General features: G+C 67.0%; 18 protein-coding genes. 10 read left to right on the forward strand and 8 right to left on the reverse strand.

What is annotated here, in order from left to right:
* Position 1 precedes the first annotated feature (1 nt).
* The 5 genes from HQK15_RS04710 to HQK15_RS04730 form a co-directional block, all read right to left on the reverse strand.
* Positions 2-1249 carry an oligosaccharide flippase family protein gene (locus tag HQK15_RS04710; protein ID WP_173490237.1) on the reverse strand — a complete coding sequence of 416 codons (1248 nt, stop codon included), beginning with the start codon at positions 1247-1249 and terminating at the stop codon, positions 2-4.
* Entirely contained in the window at positions 1242-2300 is a 1059-nt protein-coding gene (locus tag HQK15_RS04715) for a glycosyltransferase family 4 protein (protein WP_173490238.1), read from the reverse strand. The genes HQK15_RS04710 and HQK15_RS04715 overlap by 8 nt, the downstream gene beginning before the upstream one ends.
* Positions 2297-3082, reverse strand: a complete 786-nt coding sequence (locus tag HQK15_RS04720; RefSeq protein ID WP_173490239.1) for a glycosyltransferase family 2 protein — start codon at positions 3080-3082, stop codon at positions 2297-2299. The genes HQK15_RS04715 and HQK15_RS04720 overlap by 4 nt, the downstream gene beginning before the upstream one ends.
* The gene (locus HQK15_RS19005; RefSeq protein ID WP_217361341.1) at positions 3072-4229 is read right to left on the reverse strand and encodes a glycosyltransferase; all 1158 of its coding nucleotides are present in this window, start codon (positions 4227-4229) and stop codon (positions 3072-3074) included. Before HQK15_RS19005 ends, HQK15_RS04720 begins: the two co-directional genes overlap by 11 nt.
* A 153-nt stretch (positions 4230-4382) precedes the next feature.
* Entirely contained in the window at positions 4383-5933 is a 1551-nt protein-coding gene (locus tag HQK15_RS04730; RefSeq protein WP_173490241.1) for a sugar transferase, read from the reverse strand.
* A gap of 223 nt (positions 5934-6156) precedes the next feature.
* On the opposite strand from HQK15_RS04730, the gene HQK15_RS04735 reads away from it, so the two are divergent.
* Positions 6157-6318, forward strand: a complete 162-nt coding sequence (locus tag HQK15_RS04735; protein ID WP_173490242.1) for a hypothetical protein — start codon at positions 6157-6159, stop codon at positions 6316-6318.
* Position 6319: 1 nt separating this feature from the next.
* Here the strand turns inward: HQK15_RS04735 and HQK15_RS04740 are convergent, their stop codons facing one another.
* On the reverse strand, positions 6320-6757 hold the full coding sequence (locus HQK15_RS04740; RefSeq protein WP_173490243.1) for an EamA family transporter: 438 nt from the start codon (positions 6755-6757) through the stop codon (positions 6320-6322).
* A 116-nt stretch (positions 6758-6873) separates the two neighbouring features.
* On the opposite strand from HQK15_RS04740, the gene HQK15_RS04745 reads away from it, so the two are divergent.
* Complete coding sequence (locus HQK15_RS04745; protein WP_173490244.1) at positions 6874-8046, forward strand: nucleotide sugar dehydrogenase; 1173 nt, start codon at positions 6874-6876, stop codon at positions 8044-8046.
* 407 nt (positions 8047-8453) lie between these two features.
* Here the strand turns inward: HQK15_RS04745 and HQK15_RS04750 are convergent, their stop codons facing one another.
* Positions 8454-8603 (reverse strand): hypothetical protein, encoded by a 150-nt coding sequence (locus HQK15_RS04750; protein WP_173490245.1) that lies wholly within the window; start codon positions 8601-8603, stop codon positions 8454-8456.
* A gap of 136 nt (positions 8604-8739) precedes the next feature.
* Between HQK15_RS04750 and HQK15_RS04755 the strand changes: the two genes are divergently transcribed.
* The 6 genes from HQK15_RS04755 to HQK15_RS04780 all read left to right on the forward strand — a co-directional run bounded on the left by HQK15_RS04755 (position 8740) and on the right by HQK15_RS04780 (position 17008).
* Entirely contained in the window at positions 8740-9255 is a 516-nt protein-coding gene (locus tag HQK15_RS04755) for a hypothetical protein (RefSeq protein ID WP_173490246.1), read from the forward strand.
* Between the two features lie 71 nt (positions 9256-9326).
* Complete coding sequence (locus tag HQK15_RS04760) at positions 9327-10121, forward strand: MBL fold metallo-hydrolase (protein WP_173490247.1); 795 nt, start codon at positions 9327-9329, stop codon at positions 10119-10121.
* A 182-nt stretch (positions 10122-10303) separates the two neighbouring features.
* Positions 10304-12262 (forward strand): CASTOR/POLLUX-related putative ion channel, encoded by a 1959-nt coding sequence (locus tag HQK15_RS04765; protein ID WP_173490248.1) that lies wholly within the window; start codon positions 10304-10306, stop codon positions 12260-12262.
* A gap of 224 nt (positions 12263-12486) precedes the next feature.
* Positions 12487-13953: an MFS transporter gene (locus HQK15_RS04770; RefSeq protein WP_367649059.1), complete on the forward strand. Its 1467-nt coding sequence runs from the start codon at positions 12487-12489 to the stop codon at positions 13951-13953.
* 21 nt (positions 13954-13974) lie between these two features.
* Positions 13975-15414: an MFS transporter gene (locus HQK15_RS04775; protein WP_173490250.1), complete on the forward strand. Its 1440-nt coding sequence runs from the start codon at positions 13975-13977 to the stop codon at positions 15412-15414.
* 184 nt (positions 15415-15598) lie between these two features.
* Positions 15599-17008, forward strand: a complete 1410-nt coding sequence (locus tag HQK15_RS04780) for an HNH endonuclease signature motif containing protein (RefSeq protein ID WP_173490251.1) — start codon at positions 15599-15601, stop codon at positions 17006-17008.
* A gap of 44 nt (positions 17009-17052) precedes the next feature.
* Here HQK15_RS04780 and HQK15_RS04785 read toward each other — a convergent pair whose 3' ends face one another.
* Positions 17053-18411 (reverse strand): CDP-glycerol glycerophosphotransferase family protein, encoded by a 1359-nt coding sequence (locus HQK15_RS04785; protein ID WP_173490252.1) that lies wholly within the window; start codon positions 18409-18411, stop codon positions 17053-17055.
* 144 nt (positions 18412-18555) lie between these two features.
* Here HQK15_RS04785 and HQK15_RS04790 point away from each other — a divergent pair, with 144 nt between their 5' ends.
* Both HQK15_RS04790 and HQK15_RS04795 read left to right on the forward strand, forming a co-directional pair.
* Entirely contained in the window at positions 18556-19482 is a 927-nt protein-coding gene (locus HQK15_RS04790; protein ID WP_173490253.1) for a quinone oxidoreductase family protein, read from the forward strand.
* A 55-nt stretch (positions 19483-19537) separates the two neighbouring features.
* Positions 19538-20557: an LLM class flavin-dependent oxidoreductase gene (locus HQK15_RS04795; RefSeq protein WP_173490254.1), complete on the forward strand. Its 1020-nt coding sequence runs from the start codon at positions 19538-19540 to the stop codon at positions 20555-20557.
* The last annotated feature ends 63 nt before the right edge of the window (positions 20558-20620 follow it).

Raw genomic sequence — 20620 nt, forward strand, 5'->3', positions numbered from 1 at the left:
TTCACGAACCTCCGGTGACGATTGATAAAGTTGATCGGTTGGCTATCACTCGCGCGACGGTGTAGACGCACGCGTAGGTGACGACATTCACGAGCGCGGCTCCGAGTATGCCGCCGCCTAGGGGAACGACTACGAGCAACAGAGCGACGGACATGATGAGGCCTGAGCCTTGGCTAACGACGGTCAAGCGGCCCAGGCCGCGTGCGATGAGAGTGCTGTTCACGAGCCCCGCCGCGATGATGAAGGCGCTTGCAAGGATGAGAGACGCAAGAACTTGGGCGGCCGAGTCGAATGCTGATCCAAAGACCCAACCCATGAGGGGACCGCCGACCATCAAGCTCGCCGACGAAATCAGAATTCCGGCAATCAGAATGGTGTTGGTGGCCTTGATGACTCCAGCAGCGCCTCCACGTTCGGACACGCGGACGATGATGATCTGGCGAAGACCAGAGGCGAGCACCACAGGGAGTTCGGCTAACGTGACGCATACGGCATAGATGCCAAGTTGATCCGGAGCGATCAGCGTGGCCAAGACGAGCTGGTCCAAGCGCGAGTTCAGCGACCATGCCAGGTTTGCGGGCCAGAGCGTCAGAGCCTCGTGGCCGATGCGTCGGAACTCCTCAGGCTGCGACGTGATCGGCGCCTTGAATGGCCGCGCGAGGAGTACAGGGATGCTGGCGACCGCAGTCGAGCCCGCTATCAAGATCAGCGCAAGGTTCGGATCATCGCGGTTGGCGAGGAGGAGGATCCCTGGAGCGATCAGCCGTACCACCCCGCCGGCCAGCACGACTCCAATGAGGCGTCGAAATGCGCGACGACCCGCCAAGACGCCTCGACCAAGTGCAGCAATGGTCGCGATCGGAACAACCGCTGCGGCGGTTGCAGCAGAAAGTGGCTCAAAACTGCGATCGATCGCCCACCACCAAACGATGGCCGCTGGGACCATCGATCCGGCCACACCGATGATCAAGACCCGACGGAGGGCGCTCGCAGAGATGGTCTTCCTGGAGACATGCCGCGTTAGTACATCAGGGAATCCAAAGACAAGCACCGCCTCGCACACCGCCAGCGCAGCAACTACAGCCGCTAGCTCGCCGCGACCAGACGGACCGAGAGTGCGGGCGTAAACGATGTTTGCAGCGAAACCACCGATGGGTCCCAACAGGCTTGCGGCACCCAAGAGGAGTGCGGCGCGCCCGTCCTTGCCTAGGGCGCGGCTCGAGAATCGGCCGTTGGTGAGGCTAGCCATGACGACTCCGAAGGCCGACCCAGAATGCCTCGCGTCGACCGCGAGCGTCGAGTTGGAAAGCCTCTAACCATCCTTGGCGTTCGGTCACGGAAAATGTCTGCGACTGCTTCTCGAGAAGTTGAGCCAGTTCCTCAGCAGTCCAAAAGGACCCGCCAGAGTCAGCGAACAGCTCGTGGTGAGGAGGAATTGAACTCCACAGGACATTGGCTCCAGCCAGGATTGCTTCCTGGCCAACGATGGGCATGCCCTCGGAGTAGCTGGGGAGCACCACGAGATGGGCGTGATGCATCATCGAGGTGATTCCCGGGATGCTCTGTGCAAATGTCACGTTCGACTCGACCCCCCGGAGTCGAGCCAGCTCGATCAATCGATCTCGGTAGGCCGGGTCGTCGACGGAACCGCAGAACAGAACAGGCCTCCGTGGGGCCGACGTCAATGCAAGCGCTTCAATCACGACCTCAAGACGTTTCTGTGGGTTGTATCCGCCGGGGACAAGCACTGTGGAGTTGAGAGCCGGCACAGGGTCCGCTACAGGCGGGATGCTCACGCTGGCAAGGACCAAGTTTGGAAAAAACACGATGCGAGGTGACCCGTCGCGACGTGTCCAGTCCGCCTGCTCCGCACGCGAGACGCAAAGGACCGAGTCAGTCCGTCGAAGGAGGATCCGCTCCGAGATCTCGGTCATGAGGAAGCCGCGGGTGGAGCCGCCAGACCATGGAGTGCCATGCGGCGTGTATAAAACTGTCCCGACCTGATTCCGGGGCCCCAAGAGCCGAAGTAGAAACCCGGCCTGTCGACCGTGGAGGTGCAGGATCTGCGGGCGGCTCTTGGCGATGGCGCGGCGTGCTTGGATCAGTCCGCGAAGCGAGGCGAGTGGGCGGGTCAACACCACATGATCGACTGTGGGCGGTAGTTCTTTGACGCGGTCGCCATCTTGGACCAGAACGCTGACCTCGAAGCCACCCAGAGCGGTCAATTCGGCGGCTTGTGACACGACGGCGGAGAAGCCTCCGCGCGTCGGACGAGAGTGAACAAGCATGATGCGTGTCACGCGCGGTACCAGAATCGCTTGCCGACCCAAATGGAACTGGCGCAATTGCGGATCAGTCCGCGCGCTGAGACCTGACGCGTCAATCGTGCATGCTCAACAAGAATACGGACGGTGCTCCGAGCCTGAAGCCGTCGCTTGCCAGCGTGTGTCGTACCCGCGCTGAGGCGATAGTCGTACACAGCCGTATCGATCGTGGCTAGACGACCAATTCTCGAGAGGCGCATCCAGAGGTCGAAATCCTCGGCTCCGGGTAGGCGTCGGTACCCGCCGACATCCTCGATGGAGCATCGCTTTGCCAGTACAGCCCCATGAATTAGGGGATTCCCCCGCAACATGGATTGACGAAGCGGGTCCCCTGAGCGCGGGGGCGCTTGGATCGTTTTGATTTCGCCAGATGGGCGGCGCAGGATAGCGGCGCCAAAGACGGCGACCGCTTCGGGTTCTGACTCAAGGTGCTGTAGTAAGGAGTCGATATGCCCGGGAAGCCACAAATCGTCCGCGTCACATCGAGCGATGTATGTGCTTCGGCAGGTGACTAGGCCAGTGTTAAGGGCGTCAACGATTCCACGACCAGTGTTCTTCAATAGACGAATCGGTCCCGGGATCGACTTCAGCACGTCTGATGTTGCGTCATCAGATCCATCGTCCACGACGACGAGTTCGTCATTTGGTCCGAGGTCGGCGAGCACCGATCGTGCCGCAGCTTCGACGGTTGCTGCCCCATTCTTCACGGGCATCAGCACGGAAACCCTCGCGGACGGCGTTTGGGTGTCAACGTTCATGTTGCCCCACTTGCTGCGAAACCTCTTGGTTGTCGCCGATCCACGATCGGATCCGTGACTGAAACTGTGTCTCACCGAATTGGCGAACCTGATCAAGCATCATCTTCTTGTCGATCGCTATTGCAAGAAGCGCGGCCTCGCGAAGCTCTGCGGCGCTGGCGGACTGTGGGACGACAGAGCCGCCCTGCGCCAGACGTACGCTTTCGGCGCCGCCGCCAACTGCGTTGGCCAGAACCGGTGTCCCTGCGGCCATGGCCTCAACCGGCATGATCCCAAAATCCTCGACGGCCATGAACACAAACAAGACTGAGCGTTGGTAAAGCGCATAGAGAAGCTCGTCAGACACACGGCCCAAGAAGGTCACTGGCGTGTCGGTCTTTTCCGCCTGATCAACTAGCTGGGAGCGAAAGGGGCCATCACCCGCAATGACTACAGGTAAATCGAGCAGGCTGCCGACCTTGATGGGCATATCCAATCGTTTGTACTCGACCAGGCGGGACGCGCCGAGGACGAAGTCGGAGGGCAGCGCTTCCAGCGTCTCCCTGTCCGTGTTCGATAGCGACCCGGACCAATTGTTGATTTCTTGGATGCGCTCAACGGCAACCGGGGGATAAATGACTTCGGCCGGCTGCGCCCACGCGCGTTCAATTCGTGAGCGGACGAAGTTGCTATTCGCCGCGTATTGGACGGCCGAGGACGTAAGCCGCTTGTCGCGCCGCTTCAGCGCAGAAGCCATCATGCGGGCCGCAGGACCAGCGCCGCGCTGATCAAGATCCGGGGTCCATAGATAGCGAGCCGGAGTATGAACGTAGGCGTAGGCATCGATGCCTTGCTCGGCGGCCCGTGTCGCTAGGTGGTGTCCGAATGCGTGACTACTTGATATCACCCGATCAACAGCGCGAAGGTCGACAGAGCCCCACGCCGAATCATGGAAGAGTAAGGACAACGCCTTTGAGTGTCGAACGGGCGTCCGGGCGAGCCACGTCTCAGAAACGTCGGACCCAAAGCGCTCAGGAGCATCATTCCAAAGGCATTGCGCAGTTGCAGACGGGACCGCTTTGAGGAGTTGCTCAAAGACGTTTTCGGACCCGCCATGAGCGGCCAACCATTCATGACTGATCAGCGTCGATGCAGAAGGCGAGTTCACGATCGCAGGCCCTTGATAGTCGCTCTCCAGACTCCGCGTATCGCTGGTCCGTGCGAGGCTCTGATGGGTGCTTCATCTCGCCCCTTTGAGCACGAGCTTCTCTTCGCCAGCGGTCCGAATGCTTGCGTTGTCGCGCGGCCGCTCGATGTGACGTTAGTAGGCGCCATCGGAGCCCAGAACCGCTCGCACAGTTCGCCAGAGGATGATGAGGTCCGCGGTCATGGACCAGTTCTCGACGTAAGACATGTCGAGGCGGATCGCCTCTTCCCAAGACAGGTCGGATCGACCGGAGACCTGCCACAGCCCGGTCATGCCAGGGCGAACGCGGAGGCGACGGTGCGCCTTGTCGTCATAGAGCTCGACTTCGGCGGCCTGCTGGGGCCGGGGGCCGACGAGGCTCATGTCTCCCTTGAGGACGTTGAAGAGCTGGGGAATCTCATCAATCGAAAAGCGCCGAAGGAAGGCGCCGACCTTGGTGATCCGGGGGTCGTTGGAGATCTTGAACAGTGGTTTGTCAGCCGTGCCCTGCGCGACCAGCAGTGCCTGCAGCTCGGCATCGGCGCCGCTACGCATGGACCGGAACTTCATCATCCGGAACGCCGTGCCGTCGCGGCCGATGCGCTCCTGGTGGAAGAAGACGGCGCCAGGGCTCGTCAGCTTGACGGCAATGGCTGAACCAATGAGCAGTGGGGAGAGCATGACGATGAGGAAGGCCGCGCCAGCCCGGTCGAAGAGCGCCTTGGGCCAGGTGCCAGCTGCCGCATACTGCGGCTCCTCGAGGTGCAGGAACGACATGCCGGCGACCCCACGCATGTGAAGCCGTGACCCCGCGACGTCGACGAGGTTGGGCGCGACCATGAGGTCGATGCCGGCGCTCTCGAGCTGCCAGACCAGGTCGCGCAGGCCTTCGTGTCCGAGGTGCTCGGTGTCGGTGAGCACGACAGTGTTGGCGTTCGAGATCGCCAAGGCCTCCGAGAGACTGCGCTCGGTGCCGATCACCGGCACGAAGCGGTGGGGCACGTCGAGCCATTCAGTCATCACGTGGTTGCGGTCGGGCACCCAGACTCCGGTGACGCGGTAGCCGGCTGCCTTGTTCTTGTCGAAGCTGTCGGAGATGCTCTTGGACGACTGGGCGCCGCCAATCACCAGCACGCGAGACAACCCGCGACCGCGATAGCGCTGCTTGCGGAGCCACACCCGCCACAGCTTGCGGCTGACGAGGAGCACGGCGCCACCGAGGGGAAAGGCAAGGGCCAGGTAGCCGCGTGACATGTCAGCCTTGATCAGCAGCGAGACGATGGCCAGCAGGCTGAAGGTGAACACGGTGGCCTTGATGACGCGGCGATACTCCTCGGCGTCATCGCCAAACAGTCGCTGGTCGCGGGAGCGATAGATGATCAGGCTGAGCCACCAGGTCACGACGATGATGGCGCCGAGCTCGGCGTAGTTGAGCCCGACCGGGCCGTTGGTCCGCTCCTCGGGTGCCGAGCCGAACTTCGTGATCATGGCAATCAAGACGGCGACCGTGAGCACGATCAGATCTGTCGCGGCGAGGCGGGCCGCATGCCGGTGCTCCCAGGCGTCGCGCGCTGCATGCTGGTCCGCAGGCCGATCGAAGCGAGGCCGACGGCGTCTGGACGGTCCGCCGCGGCGGTCTCCGCTCTGACGGCGCTCCTTGCGCGCGGTCTCGATCTGTTGCGTCACTACGGCTCCCTCGAACCCGGCACCCTGGAGCCGGCTCAACTGACTAGGGACGACACGCCACTCCCATGAGTGCCGCCCTCTGAGATAACCGTAGGCACAATTCCGGCAGGTTTCTGCCGTTTGACGAACCTACGCATCAGTACCACTTGTGATGAGAGTCACCAATGCGCGGCAAAGAGGAAATCGTCGCGTCACCTTGGCGTTTCACTCTCGTTATCGATGCATGGTGGTTGTGGTGTGGGTCACGATTTCGATCGTCGCGGTCAATGCGCTGGTCGTGGGTGCGCTCATCGTGAAGTTCCGAAAAGAGGCTCGGCGACGCGAGCCCGAGTCCGATGGCGATCGGTCGACCAGCCACGCGCGGCCGACCGTCAAACTGGCCTGACTCAGCCCGTTGCCAGCAGGATGGCGCCGCTGGCGACAAGCGCGACCGCGAGCCACTGCTTGGGGTCAAGGCGCTCGCCCAGCAGGGCTACGCCGAAGATGGCGACCAGCACGACGCTGAGCTTGTCGACCGGCGCGACGAGTGAGGCGGGTCCGAGCTTGAGGGCCCGGAAGTAGCAGATCCACGAGGCTCCAGTGGCCAGCCCCGACAGGATCAGGAACGTCCACGTCTTCGTCGACAGCTGTCCGGGGGAGTGGAACTTGCCGAGCGAGACGAGGATCAGTCCGAGCGTCACCAGGATGACGATGGTGCGGATGAAGGTCGCGACGTCGGAGTCGACATCCTTCACCCCGACCTTGGCGAAGATCGCCGTCATGGCCGCGAAGCCGGCCGAGAGCAGAGCCCAGAAGGGCCACGAGTCGACGAGCGAGCTGTTCATGGGTCTCCTTGGTGGTGTCACCTCGATAGTGCCCTTGTGGCTCAGGCAACTCGATGACCCGAGAGTGTGTCGTTCGAGGGATCGTCGCGATGTGGCCGCACCGATAGGCTCTCCGGGTGAGCACAAAGATTGCCGTTGTCGGGCTCGGCTATGTCGGACTGTCCATTGCCGTGCTGCTGTCGCAGCACCACGAGGTCGTCGGTCTGGAGATCGACGCCGCCAAGCTCGCTGAGCTCGAGGCCGGCCGCAGCCCCATCCAGGACCCCGAGATCGAGGGCTTCCTGGGTCGCGACGACCTGCACCTGTCGTTCACCGACGACCCCGCCGTGGCCTACGCCGGCGCGGAGTATGTCGTCATTGCGACGCCGACCGACTACGACGCCGAGTCCAACTACTTCAACACCCGCACGGTCGAGAGCGTCATCAGCGACGTGACCAAGCGGGCGCCCGACGCCACTATGGTCATCAAGTCGACCATCCCGGTCGGGTTCGTCCTCGACGCCCGCAAGCGACTCGGCACCGAGAACGTCATCTTCTCGCCGGAGTTCCTTCGCGAGGGCAAGGCGCTCTACGACAACCTGCACCCGTCACGCATCGTCGTGGGGGAGCGGAGCGATCGTGCTCAGCGGTTCGCCGACCTGCTGATGGAGGGCGCCGCCGAGAAGGGGTGCCCGGTGCTGCTCACCGAGCCCACCGAGGCCGAGGCGGTCAAGCTGTTCGCCAACACCTATCTGGCGATGCGCGTCGCCTACTTCAACGAGCTCGACTCGTTCGCCATCAGCCACGGGCTGGACACGCGCCAGATCATCGACGGCGTCGGCCTCGACCCCCGCATCGGCACGCACTACAACAACCCGTCGTTCGGCTACGGCGGCTACTGCCTGCCCAAGGACACCAAGCAGCTGCTGGCCAACTACCAAGACGTGCCGCAGACGCTGATCAGTGCGATCGTCGACGCCAACCGCACTCGCAAGGACTTCATCGCTGACGACATCCTGAGTCGGCAGCCCAAGATCGTCGGCATCCACCGGCTGATCATGAAGGCCGGCTCCGACAACTTCAGGGCCAGCTCGGTGCAGGGCATCATGAAGCGGCTCAAGGCCAAGGGCATCGAGGTCGTCCTCTATGAGCCCGAGCTGGCTGAGGACGAGTTCTTCCACTCCAAGGTCATCCGCGACCTCGACGAGTTCAAGCGGCTGTCGGACGTGATCGTGGCGAACCGACGTGTCGACGAGCTCGAAGACGTCCGTGATCGGGTCTACACGCGTGACCTGTTCGGGTCTGACTGACAGCGACGAGAACCGCCACTGCAAACTGCCCCTCTGCTAGGGGGAGCGCTGGGAGCAGCGCATACAGAGAGGCAGTCGCACGGGTTGGTACCCTCCCGCACTCCGAGCCTATGACCGCAAGGGAAATGTCGCCATCAAACGTGACTCTGTGTCTCAGGTCACAGGGCTTGTGGGAGTTTGTCCGCGGAGGGTCGCCTCAGCGCCGGCCGTGATACTTCGTCGGGTGCGGGCACGCCTGATGGTGCCTCAGACGGCAGCGCAGCTTGGATCGCTTCCAGATCCTCTTCATGCCCATACGAGAAGGGTCGTCTCGTCCTCTGGTTGGAGGCAACGTGATGTCGGGCACGCCCGCGAGGGGTTGGCGAACCGCCGGGGGCCGCTTGTGGGCCGCCGGTCTCAGGTGCGGATCAGTTGGAGCGCGGACCCGTGCCGGGCTTGACGGGCTTGCCGTCCTTGAGCTGGTTCTTGCGCTCGGCCAGGCCGTACTGAGCCTTCACCTGAGCCTGCGCATCGGCCAGCTCCTTGACGAGACGCGCCTTGTCTCCCTCGAATGACATAACTGAATGATAAACCGGTCCGGGGTCGGAGGCAGCACGGGCAAGGCCATCTCGGCGATCGAGGACTTTGGTCTCGACCTGTGGGCGGCATGGCCATTCGCCATACCGGCGCGCCGGCAAGCGATAGGTTCGCGCCATGTTTTCGCGGAGGCAGGCGCGTCGAGCGGGGGCCTCAGAGGCCACGCCTTGGGGCGATCGGAACGCCATCGACCTCTTCAGCTACGAGATGCTGCTCTCGCGTGAGGCCGAAGAGCATGCCCACATGTGGCAGACGCCAGCACTGGCACTGACTGCTCAGGCGTTCCTGCTCACCATCTCGCTCGACACGGGGCAGCACTGGTTCGCTCGATGCATCGCCTCCGGTCTGGGCGTCGTTCTGGCTTTCATGTCCGTCCAGCTCATGGCCAAGCACAGGTTTCACATGCTGCTGGACCGCGAGATGCTGAAGCAGATCGAGACCCGCCTGGGCATGACCCCCGTGTCTCAAAGAAGCTGGGCTCCGAGCCCGCAGCATCCGTCGACTCGTCTCAACCGCCTGCGGAGCTACGCACTCTGGCGGACGGGGCTCCTGGCGATCCTGTTGGTCAATGCTGTCGTCTTCGGCTGGGCCCTCACCGATGCGCCGTGGGACTGGTCGATCGACGTCGGCTGAGCCATCCACTCGATCAGGCAGCATCAGGCGTTCGGCTGCGGCACAGGCTGTCGGTCCGTCAGGATGCGGGGATGCGCGTCGGCCACCTCAACTGCGGCACCTTCGGACCCCCTTTCGTGGGTGAGATCGTCTGCCACGTCCTGCTCGTCGAGACGGGTGACGGGCTCGTGCTCGTCGACACCGGACTGGGTCTGGATGACTACGCCGACCCCAAGGGTCGGATGGGTCCGGTGCGCAAGCTGCTGCGCGCCCAGTTGGGCACCGAGGCGACCGCTCTGCGCCAGATCGAGGCGATGGGTCACTCGGCGGCCGACGTCTCGCACATCGTGCTGACCCACCTCGACTTCGACCACATGGGTGGCCTGTCTGACTTCCCCGACGCCACGGTGCACACCACCGCCGACGAGCACGCGGCCGCGATCACGTCGCCCGACTTCCTCGACAAGCGGCGCTACCGCCCCGCGCAGTGGGCGCACGGCCCGGCGTGGAAGATCCACGGCGGACGCGGCGACGAGTGGAAGGACGGGCTGACCGGTCACGAGGTGCTGCCGGGCATCACGCTGGTGCCGATGCCCGGCCACTCACGGGGTCACGCGGCAGTGGCGGTCGACGCGGGGGAGCGGGGGCTGCTCGTCCACGCCGGCGACGCGGTGTTCGACGCGTCGTCGTACGCCGACGTCTCGCCGTCCGGAGCCCCGCTCACGAAGGTCGGCATGCTGCGGACGTTCGAGAAGACTGTCGGCCGCGACCGCGCGGCGATCAAGCGCAACCACGTGAGCCTGCGCCACCTCAACGACACCGACGGCATCACGGTGCTGCCAGCGCACGACAAGCGCATCCTCGATGCGTTGACCGCTCCCAGCTGACAGTCGGTCGCTCCGGGACGGGCCACGTCACCGATCCGTGTGCCACAGGTCCCGCGATCGCCGATTCACCCCACGCGGGGGCCGTCCTTCCGCCAAACTCGGGTGTCGACGTATCGACAGGCTCCTGAGCGCGTCTGGGCTCACCGGGGGGAGAGCCCACCAGTGACACCGATGGAGACGCAATGGGACAGACCGGACGGCAGATGCGGCAGCGCACCGTCAAGACCATGAAGGCCGGCACGAACACCAAGCAGGGCAAGGCGTACGTCGAGCCGACCCGCGGTGCACGGCTGCGCTACTGGTTTGACGGCACGATGGCGCGGGGCACGTCCGCTCTGGTCGGCTGGCTCGCCGTCGTCACCGTGGTGCTGATCCTCGTGTTCACGGTCTTCGTCACCATCACGGGTCTCGAGCCCGGCCAGGGCAACGCCAAGGACGGCTTCTTCGGCCGCCTGCTCACGACGTTCTTCCACACCCTCGACCCCGGCACCGTCGCGGGCGACAGCGGCACGTGGCGCTTCCTCATCACGATGCTCGTGCTGACGGTCGCCGGCCTGTTCATCGTCAGCGCCCTGATCGGCGTCATCGCGACCGGCATCGACGACAAGCTCGCCGAGCTGCGCCGCGGACGGTCCCTCGTCATCGAGAAGGACCACACGGTCATCCTCGGCTGGTCCGACTCGGTGTTCGCGATCGTCCGCGAGCTGTCGATCGCCAACGAGAGCCGCAAGAAGCCGGCCGTCGTCATCCTCGCCGAGCAGGACAAGGTCGAGATGGAGGACGCGATCCGCGAGAAGGTCGACGACCTCCACGGCACCCGCGTCGTCTGCCGCACCGGGTCGGCGCTCGACATCGGCGACCTCGCCCTCACCAACCACGGCCTGGCCCGCTCGATCATCGTGCTCTCGCCGGGCGGCGACGACCCCGACAGCGAGGTCATCAAGACCTTGCTCGCCCTGACCCACGAGGGGTCCGGGCCGCACATCGTCGCGGAGATCCAGGACCCGCAGAATCTCGAGGCGGCCCGCCTCGTCGGCGGCGACCGCACGGTCATCGTCGACAAGCGCGAGACGATCGCCCGCCTCATCGTCCAGACGTCCCGCCAGTCGGGTGCCGCCGCGGTCTACACCGAGCTGTTCGACTTCGACGGCGACGAGATCTACTTCCACTCCGACGCGTCGCTGGCCGGCAGCTCGTACGCCACGGCCGTCGCGGCCTACGAGTCTGCGTCCGTCATCGGGCTCGTCTCGCCCGAGGGGATGGTGCAGCTCAACCCGCCGATGGACACCGTCATCGCCGGCAGCGAGCTCGTCGTCGTCGCCGAGGACGACTCGGTGCTGACCGGTGCCGCGCGCACCTCGGCGCCGGTCGACGAGAGCCGCATCAACACCGCCGACGTGCTGGCCGAGGCGACGTCCAAGATCCTGCTGCTGGGATGGAACGAGCGCGCCGCGACCGTCGTCCGCGAGCTCGACGAGTATGCCCAGACGGGCTCGACCCTCGAGATCCTCACCGAGCTCGGCACCCCCGACGTGCCCGAGCTGACCAACCTGACCGCGACCGTCCAGCACGGACGGACGTCGGACCGGGCGACCCTCGACCGGTTCGAGATCTCGACGTACGACCAGGTCATCGTGCTCTGCTACTCCGACGAGCTGTCGGTGCAGCGGGCCGACTCCAAGACGCTGGTGACGCTGCTGCACCTGCGCGAGATCGTCGGCGACCGCACCAAGGGCGAGCGCCCGTCGGTCGTCAGCGAGATGCTCGACGACCGCAACCGCGCTCTCGCCCAAGTCGCCCATGTCGACGACGTCATCGTCAGCGACGAGATCCTCAGCCTGATCCTGTCGCAGCTGTCGGAGAACGAGCGCCTCGAGGCGGTGTTCCAGGACCTCCTCGACGCTGACGGTGCCGAGATCTATCTGCGTCCCGCCCGCGACTACGTGCTGCCGGGGGAGCCCGTCACGTACGCGACCGTCGTCGCCGCGGCTGCCCGGCGCGGCGAGACCGCCCTCGGCTATCGGGTCTCGGCGGAGTCGGACGACCCGGCCGCCGGGTTCGGCGTCTACGTCAACCCGGCGAAGTCGGCACGTTTCTCCGTCGAGCCCGCCGACCGCGTCGTCGTCCTCGCCGAGGACTGACCCCGTCCCTCTCCCACCCAAGATTTCGGCACTTATGGGTCACCGTGCGCTCTCGCGCCACCCATAGGTGCCGAGATCTCGAGTCTCGGGACGGGCTGGTGCGCGCTCCACCGTGACGGAACCCACGCAGCCGCCCGTAGATATTCGGAGACACACTCCGTAAAGTTGGTTGCACGAAGCAATCGCTTCGGAACTCCATCATGCTCTTCGAGGGATGTACAGCTGTGCCCACGTCCACCCGCCGCACCCACTACTGGGTGACCTTCGCGGTCCTCGCCGTCTCCGTCGCGTCCTACACGCTGATGCAGTCGCTGACGATCCCGGTTCTCTCCGAGATCGAGCAGGAGATGAACACCGACCAGAGCACCGTCACCTGGGTGCTCACGGCATACCTGCTGTCGGCCTCGGTCTTCACCCCCATCGTGGGACGCCTCGGCGACGCGTTCGGCAAGCAGCGGATGCTCGTGCTGTCGCTCGTCGCCCTCTCGGTCGGCTCGCTGCTCGCGGCCCTCGCGCCCAGCATCGGCGTGCTCATCCTCGCCCGCGTCATCCAGGGCGTCGGCGGCGGCGTGCTGCCCCTCGCGTTCGGCATCATCCGTGACGAGTTCCCGCACCACAAGGTCGGCAGCGCCGTCAGCGTCGTGTCGTCGCTGCTCGCCGTCGGCTTCGGCGCCGGCATCGTCCTGGCCGGCCCGATCTCGTCCGGCCTCGGCTACCACTGGCTGTTCTGGCTGCCGTTCATCGTCACGGCCGTCATGGCGGTCGCCGCGGTGCTGCTCGTCCCCGAGTCCCCGGTGCGTACGCCCGGCCGCATCGCGATCTTCCCGGCCGTGCTGCTCTCGGCGTGGCTCGTCGCCCTGCTGCTCGCGCTGAGCGAGGCGCCCAAGTGGGGCTGGGGCTCGCCCAAGACGGTCGGCCTGCTGATCGCCGCCGCCGTGCTCGCCGCCGCGTGGATCCGCGTCGAGCTCAAGGTCGACGTGCCGCTCATCGACATGAAGATGATGCGCCTGCCCGGCGTCTGGACGACCAACCTCGTCGCGCTGCTGCTCGGTGTCGGCATGTATGCCTCGTTCGGCTTCATCCCGCAGTTCAACCAGACGCCCAGCGCCAGCGGGTACGGCTTCGGGTCGTCCATCACCGAGTCGGGCATGCTGATGCTCCCGTCGGCTGTCGCCACGTTCCTCACCGGCCTCGTCGCCGCGTCGATCGCCCAGCGCATCGGCGCCAAGACGGTCGTCGTCTTCGGCTCGGCCGTGGGTGCGCTCGGCATGTTCCTGCTCGCGTTCTTCCACGACGAGAAGTGGCAGGTCGCCGTCGCCAACGGCATCGTCGGCATCGGGATCGGCCTGGCGTTCGCGTGCCTCGCCGGGCTCATCGTCGCGGCCGTCACGCCGGAGCAGACCGGTGTCGCGAGCGGCATGAACGCGAACATCCGCACGATCGGTGGCTCCATCGGCACCGCCGTCATGGCCAGCATCGTCACGGCGCACTACCTGCCCAACGGGTTCCCGAAGGAGATCGGCTACACCGCCGGCTTCCTGGTGCTCGCCGGCGGACTGCTCGCCGCGGCCATCGCCGGTCTGGCGATCCCGAGCGTCTCGCCCGAGAAGCTCGAGGAGCGCCTCGAGATGGACCCCGCCAGCGGCGAGACGTTCGACCGCGAGGGCAACCTCGAGCCTGCGTCGGCCTGATCGCTCGTCGAGAATGACCCCATGACGCCGCGCTCGTCCGACCGCGCCCACCCCCGCACCACGATCGTGGTGCTGGCGGTGGGCGTCGGATCGTTCGGGCTGCTGCAGTCGCTCGTCGTCCCGGTGCTGTCGCTCGTCCAGGACCGGTTCGACACCGACCAGGCCACGACCGCCTGGGTGCTGACGTCCTATCTGCTGTCGGCCGCTGTGGCGACGCCGCTGATCGGACGCATCGGCGACGCCGTCGGCAAGCAGCGGATGCTGATCGTCACGCTGACGCTCCTCGCCGTCGGGTCGGCGATGGCGGCGCTCGCCCCGTCGATCGAGTGGATGATCGTGGCGCGCGTCGTGCAGGGCATGGGCGGCGGCGTGCTGCCCCTGTCGTTCGGCATCATCCGGGACGAGGTGTCGCCGCGGCGAGCGGCCACCGCGGTGGGGATCATCGCCTCGCTGGTCTCGGCGGCGTTCGGCATCGGGATCGTGCTCGCGGGCCCGATCGTCGACGTGCTCGGCTACACGTGGCTGTTCTGGCTGCCAGCGATCTTCACCGGGCTCGCGGCGCTCGGCACGCTGCTGCTCGTCCCGGAGTCGCCGGTGCGGATGGCCGGCCGCATCAGCATCCTCCCGGCGGTGCTGCTGTCGAGCTGGCTCGTGCTGCTGCTCCTCGCCCTCAGCGAGGGCAACGACCAGGGATGGACGTCAGGCGTCATCCTCGGGATGCTCGCCGCCGCCGTCGTGACGTTCGGCCTGTGGGTCCGCTCCGAGCAGCGAGCCAGGGTGCCGCTCATCGACATCCAGCTCATGCGCACGCGCGGGGTGTGGACGGCCAACGCCGTGGCGTTCGTGGCGGGGCTCGGCACGTTCGCCTCGCTCGGGTTCCTGCCGCAGCTGCTGCAGACCCCGACCGCGTCCGGATACGGCTTCGGTGCGTCGATCTCGGAGTCGGGGCTGATCCTGCTGCCGTCGTCGGTCATGGGGTTCGTGATGGGGTTCGTCGCCCCGAGGCTCGTGCGGCGCTTCTCGGCGCGGGCGGTCATCTGCGTGGGGGCGGTCTCCAACACGTTGGCGTTCACCCTGGTGGCGCTGCTGCACGAGGAGACGTGGCAGATCAGCCTGTGGATGCTGCTGCAGGGCATCGGCGTCGGGTGCGTCGTGTCGAGCCTTGCCGGCGTCGTGCTGGGCTCGGTACCGCCCGAGCAGAGTGGCGTGGCCAGCGGGATGAACGCCAACATCCGGCTCATCGGTGGGTCGCTGGGGTCGGCGATGATGGCCGGCATCGTCACTGCTCGCGCGGACGCCAACGGGTTTCCGCTCGAGGCCGGCTATCGCGACGGCTTCCTCGTGCTGGCGGTCGGGGCGCTGCTGGCGGCAGGCGCGGCGCTGCTGATCCCGCGGACGCCGGGACGTGCTGTCGTGCGCTCGGTCGATGAGTCGGCGGCGCAGGCGCAGGTGCCGGTCTGAGCCTCGTCCTCGAGGTGATTTCGGCCCGTTCGTCCACAGGCGCGGTCGTCGGCATGGTGGGGTGTCGGGGGTGTTCTGTAGGCTTGGAGCGACTCGCTCCGTATCTCGATATGCACTGTTATTGCAGTGAAAAAGTTTGCTCAGGCTCTTGTGCTCGCGGATTCCTGCTGGTTGAATAGAACACATGTTCGAGTCATCGTCACCGCAGTCGCCGGTCGGGAGCCTCCCGACCCTGGCGGGTGTCGCCGCGATGCTCGACTCGATCCCGTTGGACTCCTACGACCGCCTGGCCGTCCGCGACCAGATCGCCGCGTGCGAGGCGCTGGGACGGATCGAGGCCCGGGTCAAGGCCCACCAGCTCGCCGCCGCGACAGCCGCCGACCAGGGCGATGCCGCCTCCAGCGTCGGCGCGACGTCGACCAGCGCGATGATGGCCAGCTCGTTCGGCGGTGACGTCAAGGCCGCCGGCCGCCTGCTCAACCAGGCCAAGAAGCTGCACGCCAACACCGCGACCCGCCAGGCGTTGGCCCAGGGCGAGGTGTCGTTGGGGCAGGCCGAGCTGATCGCCGACAAGCTCAACGACCTCAAGGGCGACCCGACCCCCGCCCAGCGTGAAGGGTGCGAGACCCAGCTGCTCGACGACGCGAAGAAGCTGTCGATCAAGGACCTCGCCCGCAGGGCCGACCGCATCACCGACACCTTCGCCGCACCGGGCGACGTCGACGCCCACGAGGACCAGACCCTGCGCCAGCGCGAAGCCGCAGCGTTGAAGAAGTCGTACTTCTGGATGGCCGACCGAAAGGACGGCACCTTCAAGGGCGAGTTCGTCATCCCCGAGGCCCAGGGCGAGATGCTCAAGAACTGCCTCGAGGCCCTCAACGCACCCCAGGTCAAGAAGCCCGACGACGACCCCGCCCTGGCGATCCTCGACGACAAACCCACCTACGGCCAGCAGATGGCCGTCGCGTTCATGACCCTCATCGAGCACCTGCCCGGCAACAGCCTGCCCGACGTCGCCGGCGTCGGCGTGACCGTCACGGTCAACATCGACCTCAAGTCTTTGATCGACGGCCTCAAGGCCGGCACCCTGTCGACCGGCTGCCGCATCTCAGCCGTCGAAGCCCGGCGCATGGCTTGCGAGCAGGCGATCATGCCGATGGTATTCAACGGCAGACCACTGCCCCTGGACTGCGGACGTGAGCAGCGCCTGTTCAACCGCGCCCAGCGACGCGGCGCCGAACGCCGCGACCGCGGCTGCACCTTCCCCGGCTGCGAACGCCCACCCGCCTGGTGCGTCGGACATCACGCCCGCAAACGCTGGGCCGAGGGCGGCACCACCACCCTGGACGACATCGTCCTGATCTGCGCCCACCACCACCGCGTGGTCCACGCCCAGGACTGGGACGTCCACTTCGCCGACGACGGCTACCCCGAATACGTCCCACCCGCCACGATCGACCCCCACCGAAGGCCACTGCGGAACGCCCGATTCAGGGCCGACACCGCCACGGGTCCACCTGGCGCCAGTCCCGGTGCCACGAGCCCCAGCGCCGCGAGCCCCACCGCCACCAGCTCCACCAGCAACGCCGCCTGAGCCTGCCCTCCGCAGGTTCATCGGCATGCCCGGGGTCGGGTGGTCTAGCGGCCGAGCTCCTCGACGAGGTCGATGAACCGCTGCGCCGGCTGGGCGCGGTCGGGGCCGCCGAGGTAGTGGTCGGCCCGCTCGGCGCGCACCACCGCCATGGGGTCCTTGCCGAGGGCCGCGTCGAGCACGGCGTCGAGCTGTGTCAGGTCGCGGTCGATGACGTAGGCGCCCTGGGCCGACGGGTGGGTGGCCCGGAACTCGTCGGGGTCGGCGTACTGCGCGGCATACATGACCAGCGGCTTGTTGCTGGCCATGAAGTCGACGACGATGCCCGAGACGTCGGAGATCATCGCGTCGGCCTCGTTGAACGCCTCGATGAGCGGCTGCTCCATCATGGCGACGCCCCAGCCGTGGGGGTCACCGGTGCTCTCGTGCTGACGCTCGAGCAGCTCGTTGACCCGCTCGATCATCGCCTCGGCCTCGGCATGCTTCTGGCCTGCGAAGTGGCGGCGGAACCGGACGATGCACCCACGGTCGATCAGCCGCTGCACGATCTGATCGGCGACTGCCAGCGACGAGACGTTGAGGGAGTCGTCGGCGTGACGCCAGGTGGGGGCGTAGAGCACGACCGGCTTCTTGGGGCGGCGGCGACCGCCCGGGGTGATGCCCTCGGTCTGGGGCCGGCCGATGACCCGGATCCGGTCGGCTGGGAGGTCGAGCCCGGCAGCGGCGAAGCGGTCGATCGCCGCCTGTCCTGCGACGGCGACGATGTCGTACTGCAGCACGCGCTCGGACGCGCTGAGCGGCTTGTCGCTGTCGCCGTGGCCGAGGAACACGTGGGTCGCGGCCGAGCCGGCGATGAAGTCGGCGTTGGCTGCAGCGCCGTGCGGGTAGAAGGCACCGGTGACGCTGGCGGGGATCTCGCCCTGGACGATCGGGGTGTCGGGATACATCGCGGCGAGCTCGTGGAACAGGCCGGGCGTGCGGGCGACGATGACCCACGGGATGCCGGTGCGATAGATCCACGGCGACCACATGCCGATGTGGACGCCGACCTTGCCGGCATAGGGGACGGCGATGCGGGGGGCGAACGCGTCGAGCGCCTGCTGGGACTCGCGGCACCCGGCAGCGTAGCGGCCGAGGATCGCGGTGATGAGGCCGAGGACGACCAGTGCCAGCAGGGCCGCGGCGACCTGGAACTCGGGCGCGAACGCGATGCACAGCGCCGTGATGACGGTCGTGACGACGGCCGCCACGGCCCAGACCCGGAGCCGGAACGGCGGGGCCGGGCTGAGCCAGGTCGGCTGGCCCGGGACGTGCGCGGCGAGCGGCGGGCGGGCGGCGACGTCGCGGCGGGCGGGGACGACGGTGGCCAGAGCTGCGAGGAGCACCACGACGGCCACGACGATCACGGCTCGACTCTATCGGCCGGTCCGGCAGCCGACGGGCGCCCGGCCACCGGACGCCGCGGCGTCAGCCTGTCGCGCGGCCTACAGTGGCAACCGTCGGGGGCGACGATCGGTGACACCGGTCGACGACATCGACGAGGAGCCCAGATGCGTACCATCACCCAGCAGGTCTTCGGCGGCACCGAGGTGCTCGAGCTCGTGGACATCGCGACGCCCGAGCCCGGCGCCGGTGAGGTGCGGGTCGCCGTGGCGGCGATCGGGGTCAACCCGCTCGACGTCGCCGTGCGTGAGGGCTGGTACCCGATGATCGGCGAGCCGCCGTTCACCCTCGGGTGGGACGTCGCCGGCAGGGTCGACGCCGTCGGCGCGGGGGTCACGTCGCTCGCGGTGGGTGATCGCGTCTTCGGCATGCCCGCGCTGCCGGGGGCGGGCAACACCTATGCCGAGCAGGTCGTCGTCCGCGCCGACGAGCTCGTCCGGACGCCCGACGACCTCGACGACCAGCGGGCCGCGGCCCTCGGTCTGGTCGCCTACACTGCGCACCGGGCGATCGTCGAGATCGCCGACCTGCAGCCCGGACAGCGCGTCCTCGTGCAGGCCGCCGGTGGCGGGGTGGGGCACATCGCGGTGCAGCTGGCGAAGGCGCTCGGGGCAGAGGTCGTCGCGACCGCCAGCACGGGCAAGGTCGATGTCGTGCGCGGGCTCGGGGCCGACGAGGTCATCGACTACACGCGGCACGACTTCACCGAGGTGCTCGCCGACCTCGACCTGGTCATCGACCCGTTCGGCGGCGAGAGCGTCGAGCGCTCTCTGGCAGTCGTGCGCGACGGCGGGACGGTCGCGTCACTGCTCGACGTCCGGGACGAGGACGTCGCGACGGCTGCGGAGCGCGGCATCACGCTCGACCGCATCCGCATCGTCCCGCGCACCGAGCACCTGCAGGCGATGCTCGACCACGTGATGGCCGGTCGCATCAACGTCCACGTCTCGGCGACGTTCCCGCTCGACCGGGCCGGCGACGCGCACGACCACCTCGGGACCGGTGTCGTCGGCAAGATCGTGCTGCTGCCGTAGCCGGTTCTCGGGCAGCACCGGGAACACCCGGGCGGCCGAGATGGTTGAATCTTGTATGAAGAACGTCGGTTTTCTCTCCTTCGGCCACTACCAGGCCGTCCCGGGCTCGCAGACGCGCACGGCGTCCGACGTCCTGCTCCAGTCGATCGACCTCGCGGTCGCGGCTGAAGAGCTGGGCCTCGACGGCGCGTACTTCCGGGTGCACCACTTCGCCCGCCAGCTGGCGTCGCCGTTCCCGCTGCTGGCCGCCGTCGGTGCCCGCACGAGCCGCATCGAGATCGGCACCGGCGTCATCGACATGCGCTACGAGAACCCGTTGGGCATGGCCGAGGACGCCGCCGCGGCCGACCTGATCAGCCAGGGCAGGCTGCAGCTCGGCATCAGCCGGGGATCACCGGAGACCGCGATCCGCGGCTACGAGGCGTTCGGCCACGTCCCGCCGGAGGGCATGTCGGACGCCGACATGGCGCGGGCGCACACCGAGCTGTTCCGGGCCGCGATCGACGGTGCCGGCCTGGTCGACTCCGACCCCCGCATGACGGGTCGCTCCGTCCGGCTGCCGCTGATGCCGCAGGCCCCGGGCCTGTCCGAGCGCATCTGGTGGGGCTCCGGCACCCGCGCGACGGCCGAGTGGACCGCGCAGCAGGGCATGAACCTCATGAGCTCGACCCTGCTCACCGAGGACACGGGCGTGCCCTTCGACGAGCTGCAGCTCGAGCAGATCGAGATGTTCCGGGCCGCCTGGTCCGCCGCCGGGTGGGAGCGGACGCCGCGGGTCTCGGTGAGCCGCAGCGTCATCCCGATCCTCGACGCTCAGGACCGGGCGTGGTTCGGCGAGCGGTCGGGCGACGACCAGGTGGGTCACCTCGACGGCGGGCTCGCGCGGTTCGGCAAGTCGTACGTCGGCGAGCCCGACGTGCTGGCCGAGGAGCTCGCCGAGGACGTCGCGGTGCAGGCCGCCGACTCGGTGCTGCTCACGGTGCCCAACCAGCTCGGCGTCGACTACAACGCCCGCCTGCTCGGCGCGCTGGCCGAGCACGTGCTGCCGGCGATCGACTGGAAGCCGCGTCTCTAGCCCAGGTGACGGCGAGATCGCGGCTGCTCCGGGTGCCTCCGTGGCGCCCCCACCTCTCCCCTC

It is taken from the genome of Aeromicrobium stalagmiti (genome assembly GCF_013283745.1).
GTDB classification, from domain to species: domain Bacteria; phylum Actinomycetota; class Actinomycetes; order Propionibacteriales; family Nocardioidaceae; genus Aeromicrobium; species Aeromicrobium stalagmiti.

What these genes read in the sequence shown, in the direction of transcription:
- HQK15_RS04710 (WP_173490237.1), bottom strand. Translation starts at nt 1,249, where the DNA reads ATGGCTAGCCTCACCAACGGCCGATTCTCGAGCCGCGCCCTAGGCAAG.
- HQK15_RS04720 (WP_173490239.1), bottom strand. Translation starts at nt 3,082, where the DNA reads ATGAACGTTGACACCCAAACGCCGTCCGCGAGGGTTTCCGTGCTGATG.
- HQK15_RS04735 (WP_173490242.1), top strand. Translation starts at nt 6,157, where the DNA reads ATGGTGGTTGTGGTGTGGGTCACGATTTCGATCGTCGCGGTCAATGCG.
- HQK15_RS04740 (WP_173490243.1), bottom strand. Translation starts at nt 6,757, where the DNA reads ATGAACAGCTCGCTCGTCGACTCGTGGCCCTTCTGGGCTCTGCTCTCG.
- HQK15_RS04750 (WP_173490245.1), bottom strand. Translation starts at nt 8,603, where the DNA reads ATGTCATTCGAGGGAGACAAGGCGCGTCTCGTCAAGGAGCTGGCCGAT.
- HQK15_RS04755 (WP_173490246.1), top strand. Translation starts at nt 8,740, where the DNA reads ATGTTTTCGCGGAGGCAGGCGCGTCGAGCGGGGGCCTCAGAGGCCACG.
- HQK15_RS04760 (WP_173490247.1), top strand. Translation starts at nt 9,327, where the DNA reads ATGCGCGTCGGCCACCTCAACTGCGGCACCTTCGGACCCCCTTTCGTG.
- HQK15_RS04765 (WP_173490248.1), top strand. Translation starts at nt 10,304, where the DNA reads ATGGGACAGACCGGACGGCAGATGCGGCAGCGCACCGTCAAGACCATG.
- HQK15_RS04775 (WP_173490250.1), top strand. Translation starts at nt 13,975, where the DNA reads ATGACGCCGCGCTCGTCCGACCGCGCCCACCCCCGCACCACGATCGTG.
- HQK15_RS04780 (WP_173490251.1), top strand. Translation starts at nt 15,599, where the DNA reads ATGTTCGAGTCATCGTCACCGCAGTCGCCGGTCGGGAGCCTCCCGACC.
- HQK15_RS04790 (WP_173490253.1), top strand. Translation starts at nt 18,556, where the DNA reads ATGCGTACCATCACCCAGCAGGTCTTCGGCGGCACCGAGGTGCTCGAG.
- HQK15_RS04795 (WP_173490254.1), top strand. Translation starts at nt 19,538, where the DNA reads ATGAAGAACGTCGGTTTTCTCTCCTTCGGCCACTACCAGGCCGTCCCG.